The organism is Cyanobacteria bacterium GSL.Bin1, from assembly GCA_009909085.1.
In the GTDB taxonomy this organism is placed as follows: Bacteria; Cyanobacteriota; Cyanobacteriia; order Cyanobacteriales; family Rubidibacteraceae; genus Halothece.
Genome location: JAAANX010000057.1, coordinates 37,877 through 54,588, shown reverse-complemented (window position 1 = coordinate 54,588; position 16,712 = coordinate 37,877). Strand labels below are relative to the sequence as shown.

The window sequence follows — 16,712 nt, the reverse complement described above, 5'->3', positions numbered from 1 at the left end:
CGAATGGCTTATGTGTAGCCTAAGAAAATGTGAGTCTCAACCGCATCGAGCGGTATCGACTCACCCGCTTTCCTCCCCCACCTGTTCCGAGGTGGGGGAGTCCCACGGATCTTTTGTTGAAGATTCGGCACTCTTCAAAGACGTTCCGAAATCTTTTGAGGTTGGTCGATACCACTCCCTGTTTGCTCAGAAAGACTGTTTACCCGAGCAACTGCAAGTAACCGCACTGTCGGAAGATGGAGTAATTATGGCAATTGAACATAAAACTCACGCGATCGCTGCTGTTCAGTTCCACCCAGAATCGATCATGACCCTTGCTGGCGGAGTGGGCTTGTCAATTATTGAGAACGTGCTCCAAGCCTACGCCAAATCCACACCGACCAAGGCGGCTATATCTGCCAGCTAATGAATTTGTCGGCAGTTTGCTATCAAATGACTTCGTAGAAAAACCGTTTTTCCAACTATGCAGATTCGTCGTCAATCCCCTGACCAAGCAGTAAAAGACTACCCAATTGCAGCTCCCAATACTGAACCGCGTCATATCCTGGAAAAAATTGTTTGGCACAAAGAGCAAGAAGTGGCTCAAATGAAGGCTTCGCTTCCTCTTTCTAAGCTACAAAACCAAGTTCAGGCAACTCCGCCAGCGCGAAATTTTCTGCTCGCTTTACATTTACAGGTTTTACCGGAAAGCCCTAGCAAACCCAGCTTAATTGCTGAGGTCAAAAAGGCTTCACCCAGTAAGGGGGTCATTCGAGCCGACTTCGATCCCGTTCGTATTGCCCAAGCCTATGAAAAAGCCGGAGCTGCCTGCTTGTCGGTGCTAACGGATCGCCATTTTTTTCAGGGTAGTTTTGACAATCTGCGCTTAGTTCGCCGTAGCGTGTCCTTACCGCTGCTGTGCAAGGAGTTCATCATCGACCCCTACCAAATTTATTTAGCGCGAGCGGCGGGAGCCGATGCGGTGCTGCTCATCGTTGCTATTTTGCGCGATCGCGATCTGCAAGACTTTTTAAACACGATCCACTCTCTAGGCATGACCGCATTGATAGAAGTGCATACAGCAGCAGAACTGGATCGCGCCCTGTCTCTATCTGACTTGCGCCTGCTCGGAATCAATAACCGCGATCTAGAAAACTTTACTGTCGATCTTGAAACCACTAAGCAATTAATCCAGCAGCAGCAAGAACAAATCCAGAGTAGAGGGATAACGGTCGTCAGCGAGTCAGGTTTGTTTAACCGAGCCGATTTAGAGCGGGTGGCACAAGCGGGAGCGCAGGCTGTTCTGATTGGCGAGTCTTTAGTCAAGCAGCCGGATATAGAGCAGGCTGTTCGCAAAATTCTGAACGAAGAAAAGGAGGCAGTACAGTAAGTAACCCAATCGTACCGCCATTGTTCAAGATGCAGGAATTCAATCTTAATTCATTTCTGCAGGCGTTAATCAATATTGAAATTAACAACTAACAGCAACTCATCATACAAATGACTTCAATTTCTCAACAGTTTCAAACGTTGCGATCGCGCCAGCAGTGCGCTCTCATTCCCTTTATTACCGCTGGCGATCCAGACCTGGCAACGACAGCCGAGGCGTTACAGGTATTAGACCGCAATGGAGCTGACCTAATTGAGCTAGGGGTTCCTTACTCAGACCCGCTAGCCGACGGACCGGTGATTCAAGCAGCCGCTACCCGCGCTTTAAAGAAAGGCGTTAACCTCGAGCAGGTGCTAAAACTGGTCGAGTCTGTGAGTCCTAACCTACAGGCCCCCATAATACTCTTTACTTACTACAACCCAATTCTGAACCGGGGTATCAAGCCGTTTATGGAGCAAATCTCCCAAGTGGGAGTAAAGGGATTGGTCGTTCCCGATCTCCCAATCGACGAGTCTGCTGAGCTACTAGAAATGGCTGCCAGCGCCGGCGTTGAAGTTATTTTGTTAGTTGCTCCCACCTCTTCTAAAGAGCGGATCGAAAAGATTGCCCAAAAATCTCAGGGATTCATCTATTTAGTCAGCGTTACGGGCGTTACGGGCGTGCGGTCGCAAGTCCAGGGAAAGGTTAAAGACTCCCTAGAGCAGATGCGCCAAATAACCGATAAACCAATCGGTGTTGGCTTTGGGATCTCTAGTAGCGAACAGGCTCGTCAGGTTAAGGACTGGGGAGCCGATGGGATCATTGTTGGTAGTGCTTTCGTTAAACGGTTGGCTCAGGACACGCCAAGTGAAGGCTTGCAGGGAATTGAGTCTCTGTGTCAAGAACTGAAAGCGGCGGTTGCTCCAGAAAAGCAAGTCGTTTCCGCCTAGAAGCTTTGGTTTCCTTGATGCCAAGCCTCCCCTTTCATGCACATAGGTCTCTTACTCATAATTTTTTTACACACAAATTAGAGGATCAAAAATGGTTAGTACGCAAGATATTGAAACTGCAACATCACAACTTTATCCCGATGCAATGGGTCGATTCGGACAGTTCGGCGGTAAGTACGTGCCGGAAACGCTGATGCCTGCTCTTGCCGAGCTAGAAACTGCGTTTAAGCAGTATCGCGACGATCCGAGCTTTAACGCAGAACTACAACACCTCCTACAAGACTACGTGGGTCGTCCCAGTCCGCTTTACTTTGCCGAGCGACTCAGCGCTCACTACGCTAAACCAGATGGCAGCGGACCCCAAATCTATCTCAAGCGCGAAGACTTAAACCACACAGGGGCTCATAAAATCAACAATGCCATCGCCCAGGTCCTTCTAGCTAAACGCATGGGTAAGGAGCGCATTATTGCGGAAACCGGAGCTGGACAGCACGGAGTCGCTACTGCCACCGCCTGCGCCCGGTTTGGGTTAGAGTGCCTTGTCTACATGGGCATCCACGACATGGAGCGCCAGGCACTCAACGTATTCCGCATGAAGCTGATGGGCGCAACCGTAACTCCTGTAGAGGCAGGCACAGGAACGCTTAAAGATGCTACTTCCGAGGCAATCCGCGACTGGGTAACCAATGTAGAAAATACTCACTACATCCTTGGTTCCGTTGCTGGACCGCACCCCTATCCTCAATTGGTTCGGGAGTTCCACGCCATTATCGGTACAGAAACCCGCGCTCAGACAGAAGAAAAATGGGGAAAATTGCCGGATATTTTATTAGCCTGCGTCGGCGGCGGTTCTAATGCGATTGGACTCTTCCACGAATTTGTCAACGAACCGGGAGTGCGTCTCATCGGCGTTGAGGCAGCCGGGGAAGGCATTGAAACAGAAAAGCATGCCGCGACCCTAACCAGAGGGCGAGTTGGCATTTTGCACGGTGCCATGAGCTATCTCCTTCAAAGCGATGAGGGTCAAGTAATCGAGGCACACTCGATTAGCGCTGGACTAGACTATCCAGGCGTTGGACCCGAACATAGTTACCTGAAAGATAGCGGACGGGCTGAATATTACAGCGTCACTGACAAGCAAGCGCTAGAGGCTTTTGAGCGTCTGTCTCGGCTAGAGGGAATTATCCCGGCTTTAGAAACCGCTCATGCCTTTGCTTATTTAGAAACCCTCTGCCCGCAGTTAGAAGGAAGTCCTCGCATCGTTATTAACTGTTCCGGGCGCGGCGATAAAGATGTGCAAACAGTTGCCCAATTCTGGGATCAAACTAAGAAATAGAGGACAGCTTTGCGCTCGCATGGGCATTCCCTACCCCTCATCTCCTAACTAGAAACACAATCAGTAGTGAACGTAAGACCTATGGTAGAAACTCCCATTGCCCAAAAGCCATCTTTAACCTCTGACTCCACCATTTGGTCGAGTTTGTTGCAACAATTGCTAGCCAGACAATCGCTTTCGGTTTCCCAAGCCGCAGATTTGATGCAGGGTTGGCTGACAGAAACAATTCCGCCAGTCCTATCAGGGGCTATTCTGGCGGCGTTTCAGGCCAAAGGCCCGTCTACCGAAGAACTGATCGGCATGGTCCAAGTTTTGCACTCCCAATCAGTCCGACTCCAAAACTCTGCAACGGATACTTTGCCGTTAATTGATACCTGTGGAACAGGAGGAGATGGAGCTTCCACCTTCAATATTTCTACAGCGGTTGCTTTTGTGGCAGCAGCGTCCGGTCTTAAGGTGGCTAAGCATGGTAATCGCTCCGCCTCGAGTAAAACTGGCTCAGCAGATGTCCTGGAAGCTCTGGGCGTGAATCTTAAGGCTGAGCCAGAAAAAGTTCAGAGGGCAGTTGAAGAAGTCGGCATTACGTTTCTGTTTGCTCCGGGCTGGCACCCAGCGCTTAAGGCGGTCGCTCCCCTGCGAAAAACCCTAAAGGTCCGCACCATTTTTAATTTGCTCGGTCCGCTTGTCAATCCTCTCCAACCGACCGGACAAGTGATTGGCGTTAGCGATCCGGCATTGGTAGAAACGTTTGCAGACGTTTTATCTCAACTGGGAACCAGAGCGGTTGTGGTTCACGGTCGAGAAAGATTAGATGAAGCAGGACTAGCAGATATTAGCGATCTCGCGATCGCGACTGACCAAGTCCGTCTTATTGAATTAGACCCACAAGAACTCGGGATTAAAAGCGCTCCTACGGCTGCTCTACAAGGCGGTGACGTACAGGAAAACGCGGACATTCTCAAGGCCGTGCTTCAAGGTAGCGGCACTCAGGCACAACAGAATGTCGTTTCTTTAAACGCTGCTTTGGCCCTCTATGTAGGCGAAGTCGTTGCTGGTGAGCCTAACTCTGATACCTTTGCACGGGGTTTTGCTCAAGCTCAAGAAGTTTTGCAAAGTGGGGAAGCCTGGAGAAAGTTGGAGGAGCTAGCTCAATTTCTCAGGTAAATAAAGACCCAAAAATTGAATTGCGTTAGAGCGCACTGAATTTAAAGAATAAGCAAGAGGAATCCAAACATGATCGTTGTCGTTAAATCCGGTACTCCTGAACAAGAAATTAATCGTATTTGCTCAGAACTGAGTAACATTTGGAAGGTAACGCCAGAAAAAATTACTGGCAAGCATCAAGTCGTGATCGGCATGATTGGGGATACAGCGCATTTCGATCCCCTACTGGTGCAGGAAATCAGTCCTTGGATCGATCAAGTTCTGCGAGTCGAAAAACCCTTCAAGCGAGTCAGCCGGGAATATCGCTATGGCGAAGCCAGCGAAGTTACTGTGCCGACCCCCAATGGTACTGTTACTTTTGGGGAAAATCAACCTGTTGTAATGGTCGCGGGTCCCTGCTCGGTAGAAAACGAGTCTATGATTGTAGAAACGGCACAGCGAGTCAAGGCAGCCGGAGCTAAGTTTCTTCGGGGTGGGGCGTACAAGCCTCGCACATCCCCTTACTCCTTCCAAGGCCACGGCGAAAGCGCTTTGGGTTTACTGGCAGCAGCACGAGAAGCATCGGGACTAGGAATAATTACAGAGGTAATGGATACCGCTGATATTGACAAGGTCGCCGAAGTGGCTGATGTTCTGCAAATTGGTGCTAGAAATATGCAGAACTTCTCACTGCTGAAGAAGGTGGGAGCGCAAGATAAGCCAGTGCTGCTCAAGCGTGGTGTAGCTGCCACCATTGATGACTGGCTGATGGCAGCTGAATATATCCTGGCAGCCGGCAATGCCAACGTCATTTTATGCGAACGGGGGATTCGTACCTTTGATCGCCGCTACACTCGCAATACCTTAGACCTTTCCGTAGTGCCGGTATTGCGTTCTTTAACTCACCTACCAATCATGATCGATCCCAGCCACGGTACAGGAGTATCGACGTTAGTTCCAACGATGGCAAAAGCGGCGATCGCGGCCGGAACAGATGCTCTGATGATTGAGGTCCACCCCAACCCGGCTAAAGCACTGTCTGACGGACCGCAATGTTTGACTCCCGATCGGTTTGACCAACTGACTCAGGAACTGGCTATTGTTAGTCAAGCAGTAGATCGCGGAGAACAACTTGTCGCAGAGCTCGTTTAATAAAAAGCTAAAGGTCGATCTTGGGTTGATCGTTGGGTAGCAGGTGGGAGTTGAAGGTTGAAGGTTTAAAAAATAACCTTCCAGCGGCTCATCTGTTGCCTACAACTCAATCAGTCACTAGCTGGAACTTCCAGTGGGTGCGATACTAACTTTCAGCTTGCTTCAAGCGTTATCAGGAGAGGTAATTGCAGTGTCAGAAACCCTAGAGCAAATTGATCGCGAACTCATTAAACTGCTGGGCAAAAGAATTTCTTGTTTAACGCATTCCCAAGAAAATGGTTGTCGCGATCGCGCAGAAGTTACTCGCTTGCTTGCTCAAGCAGGCATTCCCGAATTTGTTTGGCAAAACCTAACCATCAACTGTGCTGCTGCCAGCACAGTTACCGCTTCGTCTGCGACCGTTAAGCCGCGGCGAGTGGCAGTAATTGGCGGGCATGGCCAGATGGGACGCTTTTTTGTCAAGCAGCTCTCATTATCGGGCCATCATGTAGATATTCTTGGACGGGATGGTTGGGGTAATGCTCAACAGCTACTAGGAAGAGCAGAGTTAGTAATAGTTAGTGTTCCTATAGAACAGACAGTACCCATTATTAAAAAAACTACTCAATACCTCACCGCTTCGACAGCACTACTAGACATTACTAGCATTAAAACCCCTATCGTGCAGGCAATGCTCGATTATCATCAGGGACCTGTACTTGGCTTGCATCCCATGTTTGGTCCGGGAATTGACTCATTTTTATCGCAAAATGTCGTCGTTTGTCCCGGTCGGCAGCAGCAAGCCTATCAGTGGTTTCTAGATTATATCTCCAGTAGAGGTGGCAAACTGATCTGGTGTACGCCCGAGGAACACGACCAGATGATGGCTATTGTGCAGGCAGTCAGACATTTTTCTACTTTTAGCCTGGGTGCTTTCTTCGCAGAAGAAGGAATTGATTTGTCTCGTACCCTAGAATTTGCTAGCCCTCTCTACCGGATGCAGCTTGATCTCGTTAGTCGCTTGTTTGCTCACGATGCGTCCCTGTATCTGAATGTGATATTGCAAGGGGAGCATCCCCAAGTCATTGGTCGATTAGCCGCTACCTATAGGCGTCTGGCGGAACTAGTAGAAAAAAGAGATTGCGCTGCTTTAACCAAAGAGTTTGAAGTAGCCTGTCGTTTCTTCGGACAAGAAACCTACCGTGCTTTAGAGGAAAGTAACTATATGATTGATAGTCTAAGCCGTTTCTTGGCTGCTAACGAAACCGTAGCGAAAGCAGATCAAGCCTTATTAGATGAATAGGAGTCTGTTCCTCCTGCCGCTACTTAAACAATTTAGCGATCATCCTAGTGCAGCCTGGCGAAAATAGTTGACCAGTTAGCGAATGCTCGAAGCATTGATTTTGGTTCAACTTTAGTGGTCAGTTACTTCTACCGCGCTGCACTAGCCAATTTAAACGTTTGTGTGGGGTGAAACCCGAGCTGTTTCAGGAAATGGTTTCTATAACCGTGGTCTTGAATTAGCCGGCATTTGATTCATGCAAGAGGTCTAATGTAAACTTATCTAAAGATAAGTTGTCTTTTCTATTCTAAAATAATTACGATTATTTTCAATAATAACCATAGCTCAAATGCTCTATTACACATACTCTAGGGAATCATAAAAATTTGATTTTTGTTTCGTGATATGGCTAAATTAATTATGTATTGATTCGTTGATCAACTTATAGTATATTCTAGCTCTTCTAGAGGAGCCAATAGGATGATGAGCTAAAATCACTAGATGCTGAGCTGAGCTATATTTTATAATTTCTGCCTTTAAATGAAGAGAGGAATGGATAGTGTCTTGTGCCTGTCAGCAGCGCGGTGTCTTTCTGCTCACTTCACTCAGTCTCAACTAGTTAATTGGAGGCGTAGCCTTTTATACAGTTGCCTATGTCAAGAGTTGTTAAGTTCTAAACTCCTAGCTTATGAATTTTTTAAAGATCACCAAAAATATCTAAGCTGATGAGATGTGCAAGCTATTTGGGTAATATTAAACTTAAGTAATGTTATGCAATATTTAAATTTAAAAAACATGACGCGGGGCGCTACAGAGAGTAATTTTGATGATTCATATACACTAGAACAAATGGTTTCAGTCAGTTCTGGATGGAAGGTCGTTTATCAAATCAACGAAGAAGAATACTTTGTTGAAGAAATTATAGCATATGCATTGATTAAAAACGGTCCTTATTGCGAATTGATTCCTATTACTGTCCAAGAATTACATCTTGCTCAACCCCTACAAGAGTACATCTTGAAAGATGACTATGTTGGTTTGATCACGCCTGAGAACGAGTTAATAGTCAATGAACATACTGTAGAAGATATTAAGGATTTAAACATTCAAGCGATTCAAGAAGCCTTGAGAAAAAATAGAGTTAAATTAGGTTAATTTAAGGATTAGGTTGTCAATTTTCCCTAACATTTCTTTTCCCCTAACGCCTATTTTTTAATGCTTCTTTCTCCAGGCTTGAGGGGTTGATCCCTCATATTGACGAAATTGGCGGTAGAAATGACAAGTATTTTGATATCCAACTGTCATCGCTATTTGTTCTATTGATTGATTAGTACTGTGGAGTAGGAAACGCGCTTGAGCCATACGACGTTCAATAATCCAGCGGTTTACTGTCCGTCCTGTTTGTTGCTTAACTGTGTTCGTTAAGTAAGCGGGAGAATAACCTACTGCTTTAGCGACATCGCACAAAGTAATTCCCTGATTATAGTTGGCTTCAATAAACTCAAACACTTCACTAAACTCTGGAACACTCGGAAAAAGCAAATCAGTCTCGCACTCAGAAACTGCAGAGGTTTCTGAATCTTTGAGGGATTGGCAGTTAGTAGCATAGTATTGTTGCAAGAGAGCTTGTTTTTCTAGTCGAGCCGCAACCGTTTCTAGTAACTCTTCTGCTGTAGAAGGCTTAACAAGATAATCATCAGCTCCTAGTGACATCCCCCGGCGGCGATCAGCTTTTTCTGTTCTAGCAGTAATAAAAATAAAAGGAATCGTTGCAGTCGTAGCATCTTGGCGGAGCTGGCTTAAAACTGTGTAACCATCAAGTTTAGGGATAACAAGGTCGCAAAGTACCAAATTAGGGAGATGTTGTCGTGCTTGCTCGATGCCAGCTAAACCATCTTCAGCCCCAAGAGTTTGAAACCCCTCAGCTTCTAAACAGTCCCGAAACATATCGCGAGTAAGCGCTTCGTTTTCAATAACTAAAATTTTTGACATGAGTTCGCATTTAACTTAGTAACATAGTGAAATAAATTGAGATTAAGCAGGTTTCGCGTAACTGAAACCATTACCGAGCGAACGCATATCGACCATACCTACAACTTACAATATTAAAGGATTTTTGTTAAGATTTATTTAGCGAAACTTAGTTTTGGGAACTTTTAAGACAACCGGTTTAAATCACATATTTTAATAAATAATAATCTGCATTTAATTTCGATTATCACCTCAGCGACGGCGCCCGGTTTCGGGTCTGGAAGCAGATCGCTTTCCGAATTTATCTTGGGCAAGAGTAAAGTTGCTGGGATACACTTTAGTCATACCGAGTAACCATTTTTACGGACTGATCGGCTTTTCAAATTGCCTCTTAGATTAATGATGCCTGAATCTCCAAAGCTTCTAGAAGAAGAACCGTTTTTCTCTAGATACCTTCTCAACCAGCTCCCAGATGCGGTTTTTTGTCTAGGATCAGATGCTCGGTTCCTTTACCTTAACGATGCTGCCTGCCGCCAATTTGAGTATTCTCGCCAGGAATTGCTAGCCATGAGGCTGCGGGACATAGACGTAAACTTTTCCCAAAAGAACTGGTCAGAGCAATGGCAATATCTTAGCCAGCAAGGTTCTCTTGTTGTTAAATCTCAATATCGAACTCGGAGCGGTAAAGTCTTATCAGTAGAGCTTACCCTTACCCATGTAAAAGAGCGAGATAGCGAATTTAGTTGGGCTTTTGTTTATGGAGTAGAAGAGACGAAACCTGGTCAAAATGCAAACCAGTCTGATAGCAATGGTAACACCAAGAATCTTTACCAAGAAATTTCTCAACTAAAAAAAACAGAAGCTCAACTGGCAAAAACTTTATCTTTGGTGCGCGGAACCTTAGATTCGGCTGCTTATGGTATTGTTGCTGTTAGTTATGAGGGAGAGGTTCTTAGCTACAACCAAAAATTTTTAGAGATGTGGAAAATTCCCGACTCGCTGGTTTTAGCAAAAGACTCTGATGAATGCCAAAATTTTTTCCATCGTCAGCTTAAAAATCCAGAAGTCTTTCGCCGTTCTGTTTGGGAAGTTTCTAGAGAATCTGAAGCTGAAACCTACGATATTCTAGAGCTAAAAGACGGTAGAGTGTTCGCGCAATACTCTAAGCCCCAGCGACTAGATGACAAAATCATAGGTAGAGTCTGGAGTATCTGGGATATTACCGAACTCAAACAGCAAACCCAGCAAGAACTGCAAAACAATCAAGGTGAGGTTGAGACTTCCCAGGCAATAGAAGAAGCTAAACAACTAAGCGAACTGCGATCGCGCTTTGTTTCTATGTTATGCCATCAATTTCGCTCCTCATTAAACATTGTTTCATTCTCTAATAGCTTATTAAAACGCTACATCAACAAATGGAGTGACGACAAAAAAGTACCGTATCTCGATAATATTCAAACAGGAGTCGAAGAAATCAGCAAACTATTGGATGAGTTGTTGTTTTTTGGCAAGTCAGAAGTTGGACAAATTAAGTTTGAACCCAAACCAATCGATCTAGCTGACTTTTGTCGCTCTCTCAGATCACAAATGCAGCCCCTAAGCGACGGCAAACAGCAAACTATTGAATTTTTTAGTCGTGGTAGCTGCAACGCTACTTGCATTGATGAAAATCTATTGCATCATATTCTTTCCAACTTGCTCTCGAATGCGATTAAGTATTCTCCAGACGGCAGTAAGATTGAGTTTGAAGTTTTATGCGAAAAAGAACAAGCAATGATTAAGATTAAGGATCCCGGAATTGGTATTACAGAAGCAGACCAGCAAAAAGTATTTGACCCGTTTTTCCGGGGGAAAAACGTTGACAGTATATCGGGTAGTGGTTTAGGTCTATCGATTGTAAAAAATCTTGTAGAGATACAAGGCGGCAAGATTGAAGTAGAAAGTAAAGTTGGGGTAGGTACTACGTTTTTGCTTATTCTGCCAGCTAGGAGTTTAGAAGATGGGTAGTGATAGAGACGTAATTGATCGCCCACTATGTCGAAGGCTCAGTTCGCCAAACATCTGCATGGTCGCGAATGTAGGTTTCAATAGTTCGACCTTTGCGCCCAAGAAGCATCTCTAGATCGGAAGAAACGAACGCCCCCTGACCGTAGCGAAGCAGCGTGTGCAGAATGGTTTGCACAATGATCGCTTTGAAGTGAAGTCGCCGGCGATGAAGGTGGAGGAAATACGCCGGCACGGACACGGCTTCATATCGGATCAATCGCCCAACTACTGCCGAAAGGACTTCCGTCACATGTGACCAGCTCACTGGTGCGGGTCCGGTCAAGGTGTACCCCATCCCCTGATGTCGTTTGGGGTCTTGAAACACGCTTGCGGCCACGTCTGCGACATCTCGCACATCGATCCAATTCACTTTGGCATGACCGGCTGGAAGGATAATTCGATCATCTTCATTGATATCACGCAGATAGGCATCCTGGAGGTTTTGCGCGAAAAAGCCAGGTCTGAGGTTGGTATGGGACCCCCCTTTCGCACGAAGGTATCGCTCGACTTTCGCGTGCGGCACGAACCTATTTCGTCCAGCACCGGCGACTGAGAGAAACACAATGTGCCTGATGCCGTTTTCGTAAGCTAGGTCAATAAATGGGTTGAGCGTCTTCTCAACATTTGCAATTGCTGGAGGCCGCATCAAAAAGAGGTAGTCCACTCCTTGAAGCACGGTGTGCCAAGTATCTGAATCTTGAAAATCCAACTTAAAAGTCTCGACTCCTTCTAGAATTCCGCTACTTTCCTCCGGTCGTCGCATACCTGCACGCGGCAAGAAGCCTGAACGAGCAACTGCAATGAGTACTTCGCGACCCACATTGCCGGTTGACCCAGTGACCAAGATTCGTTCACCTGACAATTGTCATCTACTCCCACTGTCTAAGTATACAGTTTAGACTATCGGGTAGTACTCAAGATGTAATGATAGAGAAGTAGAGCCTTTGTTCTTTACTCACTATGCCTGCCCTATGTGCGCATCCGCCAAAACGGTCAAGAATGGTCGCATCCACAACGGTAAACAGCGATTCAAATGCCACGACTGCGAACGACAGTTTATTAAACAACCCACTAAAAAAGTCATCGACCAAGCCACGCGGGAACTGATTGACCGCTTGCTGTTAGAGCGGATCTCTTTAGCGGGTATTGCTCGTGCTACTCAGGTTTCTGAACAATGGTTACAAACCTACGTCAACGAAAAATATGCGAAGGGGCTTCGGCAAGTGCAGGTGGCACCCAAAAAAGCGAGTGTGTAATTCTGGGGTTTCCCTACGGGGCTTTCAAGGTGCGGAAGTAATTCCGCACACAGCCCCTCCAGAATGCAAGACACACTCAAGACAGGGAGACTAACGATCCAATTTGATGAGCTTTGGTCATTCGTGGACAACAAGGGGAACAAGCAGTGGGTCTGGTTAGCACTCGATGCCAACACTCGTGAAATTGTTGGTGTTTATATTGGCGCACGCGATGAAGCCGCTGCTCGCAAATTGTGGGAATCTTTGCCGCCACTCTATCGCCAGTGTGCAATCGCCTACACTGACTGCCGACCCAGCTTGAATGCATTCAAGCTGGAAAGCGGGCTGGAGCGAGGAGCGAAGCGACGCAGTCAGGCTTGTGAGCCGGAATTCAATTCCGGCTCACAAGCCTGACCGTTGGTGAAGATGCCTTCCGCACTTTTGGGCAGCCTATGCAGCAGTTCTACCTAGCAAGCGTCATCGAGCGGTGGGTAAAGAAACCGGAAAAACCAGCTATATTGAGAAGGACACGGGGGGCGAATTCAATTCGCTCCCATAAGATGTCCGTCGATTCAACAACACATTGCGGCAAAGAGGGTCTCGGTTAGTCCGAAAAGCGGCGAGACCCCGCGTCGCCGTTAGGCGCAAGGGAATGCTCGCCAAGACACCTTGTCCTTTTCCAAATCCTTAGAGAATCACATCGGTGCTATTTGGTATTTCATCCATCACTACAGCGCATCATTACTTGTATAGCACTACCGGAAATCTTACTTTTCCTTTTTTAGATTGTTGTGCAACTATCACTCTCCTCTCCCTCTGCCAAGTAAAATTAGTTTATTGAGTTTTCGCTCAGTTGTTTTTGAAATTTATGTATGATTAAATCCGTATTTTAATAGTTCAAATCTAATTTTTTATCATTAAACCAATCTTAAGAAAAACCTCAGATAATCGTGGCGATCGCGTAAGGGACCAATCTCATGTTGCTGACGAAAATATCAGCACTGAACGATAGGAAGTTCTCCCCAAAAGATGGTGTAGCGAAAACAAACGCGCTTTCGCCTTCATCTGCCATTGTTGGTTAGTCCCAGCAATCAAGCCAATTGTTCCCGGTCTCCAGCATTAGTTAATCACATTCCTTAATGCGCGATCACGCACCTATCTTTCCAATTCATGATTCCTCCAAGCTTCACTTCACCGCCAGAACACTGTTCTCGTAAAATGTGAAAATATTCTTCTGGCGCGCGATCGCCGAGCAAGAATATTAATCCCGCTTTGAGTTAGGGCATAATTGGCAATTTGGTTATATTGGTTCTGACGATACCCCAGTTTTTTCAAATAATGGCGCGGGTAAATAGGGTGGCGATCGCGCTTCAATTTCACCAAACCGTCTCATGATCGTTGTGGGAAGCATTCTCGCTTGATTGCCGATTTTTTCAGTAAATTGGCAGTCGGAATAGAATGGACTCGTACCTTAATTCGCAAATATGGCTGACCCATCTCCTAATCAAGAGACCCAATCCTCCCCGAAACGTCGGAAATGGCTTGATTTTTTAGGGTTGTTCGGTTTGGGAATGATCCTTGTCCTGGGGATCGCGCTCGTCCAGCAAATCGGGATTGAACAAATCCGCGCTCAGGTGAAGCAGTTGGGCGTTTTAGCCCCCTTGGCCCTCTGGCTGTTGCGTTCGGTGAGTATCGCGATTCCCGCCATTCCCAGCACCGCTTATTCGGTGTTAGCAGGGACTGTGTTTGGCTTCTGGCAAGGCATTCTCGTCATCGCGATTGCAGATTTAGTCGCCTGTTCCCTGAATTTTTATCTTGCCAAACGCTACGGTCGCGGGCTTGTTCAACGGTTAGTGGGTCAACGGTTTATGGGAAAAGTGGATTCTTTTTCCTCCAACTATCTCGAAACCAATCCTTTCCTAGTGGCAGGCTTTTTGATGACAGGACTATTCGATTTTGTCTGCTATGCGGCGGGGCTGACACAAATGCAGTGGGGTAAGTTTCTGCCCGCTTTAGGTCTTGGCATTGCCGTTTCCACTCCTCCCGTTGTGGCTTTAGGGGCAGGAATCTTTACCGGCGGACAATGGCTGCTGGGCTTGGCGCTGTTGGGAATGTTCGCTTTAGCCTTGCTGAGGGGATGGTTGGATCGCCAACACTCTAAAAATCAATCATAGGGCGTTACTGAATCCGAGTATGACCGCGATTCTTGCGAAACGTAAGAATTTAGGTATGGAAGCAGAGTCGTGATGGCGCGATCGCGTCCCAAAAGTTGTTTTTTAGCTTTTTCTGAGACATCATGACAGCTTTCTCTAGTTTAAAAAACGCTGTAACCGACTCTATATAAAAGTTACAGCATTTCAAGATTTTGAATTTTGGACAATAATTCTGTAAATCTGGACAATAATTATTTAATGTACAATGTACAAGTACAAAATGACTACCAAATCGGGATGGCGGGATTCGAACCCACGGCCTCTTCGTCCCGAACGAAGCGCGCTACCAAGCTGCGCTACATCCCGATAATCTCCCCACATCATACCATAAGATTTCGGCAGGCGACATTGCTTGTCTGGGAAATGACGAGATAAGATAAGAAAGCGTAACCCAAATTCTGGAGCAAATATAGCGTGACCGTAAAGCCTGATTGGTTAAGAGTAAAAGCCCCTCAATTTGAGCGTGTCGGAAAAGTTAAAGAGACGCTACGTGAATTAAAGTTGAATACCGTTTGTGAGGAAGCTTCTTGTCCTAATATCGGCGAATGTTTTCAGAAGGGAACCGCAACCTTTTTAATTATGGGTCCGGCTTGTACCCGCGCTTGCCCCTATTGTGACATTGACTTTGAAAAAAAACCGCAAGCCCTCGATCCTTTAGAACCCTTGCACCTGGCAGAAGCAGTGGAGAAAATGGGGTTGAATCATGTAGTAATTACTTCAGTCAACCGTGATGATTTACCGGATGAGGGGGCATCCCAGTTTGTCCGTTGCATTAATGAAGTTCGTAAAGTTTCTCCCCAGACAACGATCGAGCTGTTAATTCCAGATTTGTGCGGCAATTGGGATGCGCTGGCAACTATTCTTGAAGCGCAACCCGATGTATTAAATCATAATATTGAAACGATTCCCCGCTTATATCGCCGAGTTCGTCCGCAAGGAGATTATGCGCGATCGCTGCAACTTTTACAAAAGACCCGCGAACTTGCCCCTTGGATTTATACCAAATCAGGTTTAATGGTGGGCTGGGAAGAAACAGAAGCAGAAGTGAAATCGGTTATGGATGACCTGCGTCATGTGGACTGTGATATTGTCACCATCGGACAATATCTACAGCCAACCCAAAAACATTTAGGCGTCAAACAGTTTGTTACTCCAGAAACGTTTGCCCAATGGCGTCAATATGGAGAAGCAATTGGTTTCTTACAAGTGGTTTCTTCTCCGCTGACGCGCAGTTCTTATCATGCAGAACAAGTTCAGGAATTAATGAAAGCCTATCCGCGCTCAAAACCCTGACTCAACGCTTAACCTCACTTCCTAACGACTCACTTTGATTAACCTCAGAACTAATACTGCCTTCGGCCACTGGTTCCCCTTCAATTAAAGGAGGGCGAGTGCAAAAGTAGAGTAAGGTTCCCAATAAGGGAATCCAAATCAATGTATTAAAAAAGTTAGAATCACTAATACCACGGCGACTGAGATCGGTGGTGAGAATGGCAGGAAAGAGTAAAACCAATAGGCAAAAATCTAAACTCATAACGTGAATAAAACGACTATTTTGCCACTGCGCAAAAAAGTCATTCCAATTCCCATTACTTAATCCAGGTAAAAGAATGAGTAGAAAGACAGTTGTTAATAAAATTCCAAAAACGCGAGAATCTAAAACTTTAAGTAACCAGCTTTTTTCTCCGGGAAAGGGGAGTTGAGGTTTTCTAAAAGCAAAGTAAGGTAAAAGGGCAAAGGCTCCAACCGCAAACGATAAAATCACAAATGGCGATGCCACCAGCTTTTGTCCTTTACCATCAATTAGTAAAAGTGGAGCATACATTAAAGGCAAAACGCCCATCAAATTAAATAAGGAAACAATCAGAGGATTAATTCCTTCTATTTCCATTGTTGATAGTTTTTGAATGAGCTCAGACGTATTCGGATCTTCAGGAGGAGCTAACAAAAAAGCATAGGAAATAAAACCGATCCAAACTAGTAAAAAGCCAATTTTTTTCGTCATTTAAAAGCGCACTCCTGATCATTTCAAGCTATAAATCGTAAAAAATTCCCCT

The 16,712-nt window shown here is 45.8% G+C and carries 15 protein-coding genes, 1 tRNA gene and 2 pseudogenes; 14 read left to right on the top strand and 4 right to left on the bottom strand.

The features are described from left to right. The 8 genes from GVY04_06370 to GVY04_06335 all read left to right on the top strand — a co-directional run. The coding region (locus GVY04_06370; protein NBD15771.1) for a hypothetical protein at positions 1–406 on the top strand (406 nt) is incomplete at its 5' end. A 57-nt stretch (positions 407–463) separates the two neighbouring features. After that, on the top strand, positions 464–1,369 hold the full coding sequence (gene trpC / locus GVY04_06365) for an indole-3-glycerol phosphate synthase TrpC (GenBank protein NBD15770.1): 906 nt from the start codon (positions 464–466) through the stop codon (positions 1,367–1,369). Between the two features lie 110 nt (positions 1,370–1,479). After that, positions 1,480–2,298 (top strand): tryptophan synthase subunit alpha, encoded by an 819-nt coding sequence (gene trpA / locus GVY04_06360; GenBank protein NBD15769.1) that lies wholly within the window; start codon positions 1,480–1,482, stop codon positions 2,296–2,298. Positions 2,299–2,389: 91 nt separating this feature from the next. After that, positions 2,390–3,634, top strand: a complete 1,245-nt coding sequence (gene trpB / locus GVY04_06355) for a tryptophan synthase subunit beta (protein NBD15768.1) — start codon at positions 2,390–2,392, stop codon at positions 3,632–3,634. 81 nt (positions 3,635–3,715) lie between these two features. Further along, complete coding sequence (gene trpD / locus GVY04_06350) at positions 3,716–4,798, top strand: anthranilate phosphoribosyltransferase (protein ID NBD15767.1); 1,083 nt, start codon at positions 3,716–3,718, stop codon at positions 4,796–4,798. A 69-nt stretch (positions 4,799–4,867) separates the two neighbouring features. Beyond that, positions 4,868–5,929, top strand: coding sequence for a 3-deoxy-7-phosphoheptulonate synthase (aroF, locus tag GVY04_06345; protein ID NBD15766.1), 1,062 nt, complete (start codon positions 4,868–4,870; stop codon positions 5,927–5,929). A gap of 190 nt (positions 5,930–6,119) precedes the next feature. Then, positions 6,120–7,211, top strand: a complete 1,092-nt coding sequence (gene tyrA / locus GVY04_06340) for a bifunctional chorismate mutase/prephenate dehydrogenase (protein NBD15765.1) — start codon at positions 6,120–6,122, stop codon at positions 7,209–7,211. A 774-nt stretch (positions 7,212–7,985) separates the two neighbouring features. Then, a complete protein-coding gene (locus GVY04_06335; GenBank protein NBD15764.1) occupies positions 7,986–8,345 on the top strand; it encodes a hypothetical protein in 360 nt (119 codons plus the stop codon). A gap of 57 nt (positions 8,346–8,402) precedes the next feature. Here GVY04_06335 and GVY04_06330 read toward each other — a convergent pair whose 3' ends face one another. Further along, positions 8,403–9,182, bottom strand: coding sequence for a response regulator (locus GVY04_06330; protein ID NBD15763.1), 780 nt, complete (start codon positions 9,180–9,182; stop codon positions 8,403–8,405). A 381-nt stretch (positions 9,183–9,563) separates the two neighbouring features. Between GVY04_06330 and GVY04_06325 the strand changes: the two genes are divergently transcribed. Next, the gene (locus GVY04_06325) at positions 9,564–11,168 is read left to right on the top strand and encodes a PAS domain S-box protein (protein NBD15762.1); all 1,605 of its coding nucleotides are present in this window, start codon (positions 9,564–9,566) and stop codon (positions 11,166–11,168) included. A gap of 25 nt (positions 11,169–11,193) precedes the next feature. On the opposite strand, the gene GVY04_06320 is transcribed toward GVY04_06325, so the two are convergent. Continuing rightward, positions 11,194–12,069, bottom strand: coding sequence for an NmrA family NAD(P)-binding protein (locus tag GVY04_06320; protein NBD15761.1), 876 nt, complete (start codon positions 12,067–12,069; stop codon positions 11,194–11,196). Positions 12,070–12,178: 109 nt separating this feature from the next. Here GVY04_06320 and GVY04_06315 point away from each other — a divergent pair, with 109 nt between their 5' ends. The 4 genes and pseudogenes from GVY04_06315 (at position 12,179) to GVY04_06300 (ending at position 14,616) form a co-directional block, all read left to right on the top strand. Beyond that, on the top strand, positions 12,179–12,463 hold the full coding sequence (locus GVY04_06315; GenBank protein NBD15760.1) for a hypothetical protein: 285 nt from the start codon (positions 12,179–12,181) through the stop codon (positions 12,461–12,463). A gap of 63 nt (positions 12,464–12,526) precedes the next feature. After that, on the top strand, positions 12,527–12,856 hold the full coding sequence (locus GVY04_06310) for a hypothetical protein (GenBank protein NBD15759.1): 330 nt from the start codon (positions 12,527–12,529) through the stop codon (positions 12,854–12,856). A gap of 25 nt (positions 12,857–12,881) precedes the next feature. Then, positions 12,882–13,195, top strand: a pseudogene (locus GVY04_06305) (hypothetical protein). Positions 13,196–13,926: 731 nt separating this feature from the next. After that, positions 13,927–14,616, top strand: coding sequence for a TVP38/TMEM64 family protein (locus tag GVY04_06300; GenBank protein NBD15758.1), 690 nt, complete (start codon positions 13,927–13,929; stop codon positions 14,614–14,616). 271 nt (positions 14,617–14,887) lie between these two features. Here GVY04_06300 and GVY04_06295 read toward each other — a convergent pair. Continuing rightward, a tRNA-Pro gene (locus tag GVY04_06295) sits at positions 14,888–14,961 on the bottom strand. Between the two features lie 108 nt (positions 14,962–15,069). Here GVY04_06295 and lipA point away from each other — a divergent pair. Further along, positions 15,070–15,948, top strand: coding sequence for a lipoyl synthase (lipA, locus tag GVY04_06290; protein NBD15757.1), 879 nt, complete (start codon positions 15,070–15,072; stop codon positions 15,946–15,948). 79 nt (positions 15,949–16,027) lie between these two features. Here the strand turns inward: lipA and GVY04_06285 are convergent. Next, positions 16,028–16,660 (bottom strand): annotated as a pseudogene (locus GVY04_06285) (DUF2834 domain-containing protein). Positions 16,661–16,712 lie beyond the last annotated feature (52 nt).

What these genes read in the sequence shown, in the direction of transcription:
- trpC (NBD15770.1), top strand. Translation starts at nt 464, where the DNA reads ATGCAGATTCGTCGTCAATCCCCTGACCAAGCAGTAAAAGACTACCCA.
- trpA (NBD15769.1), top strand. Translation starts at nt 1,480, where the DNA reads ATGACTTCAATTTCTCAACAGTTTCAAACGTTGCGATCGCGCCAGCAG.
- trpB (NBD15768.1), top strand. Translation starts at nt 2,390, where the DNA reads ATGGTTAGTACGCAAGATATTGAAACTGCAACATCACAACTTTATCCC.
- trpD (NBD15767.1), top strand. Translation starts at nt 3,716, where the DNA reads ATGGTAGAAACTCCCATTGCCCAAAAGCCATCTTTAACCTCTGACTCC.
- aroF (NBD15766.1), top strand. Translation starts at nt 4,868, where the DNA reads ATGATCGTTGTCGTTAAATCCGGTACTCCTGAACAAGAAATTAATCGT.
- GVY04_06335 (NBD15764.1), top strand. Translation starts at nt 7,986, where the DNA reads ATGACGCGGGGCGCTACAGAGAGTAATTTTGATGATTCATATACACTA.
- GVY04_06330 (NBD15763.1), bottom strand. Translation starts at nt 9,182, where the DNA reads ATGTCAAAAATTTTAGTTATTGAAAACGAAGCGCTTACTCGCGATATG.
- GVY04_06325 (NBD15762.1), top strand. Translation starts at nt 9,564, where the DNA reads ATGCCTGAATCTCCAAAGCTTCTAGAAGAAGAACCGTTTTTCTCTAGA.
- GVY04_06315 (NBD15760.1), top strand. Translation starts at nt 12,179, where the DNA reads ATGTGCGCATCCGCCAAAACGGTCAAGAATGGTCGCATCCACAACGGT.
- GVY04_06310 (NBD15759.1), top strand. Translation starts at nt 12,527, where the DNA reads ATGCAAGACACACTCAAGACAGGGAGACTAACGATCCAATTTGATGAG.
- GVY04_06300 (NBD15758.1), top strand. Translation starts at nt 13,927, where the DNA reads ATGGCTGACCCATCTCCTAATCAAGAGACCCAATCCTCCCCGAAACGT.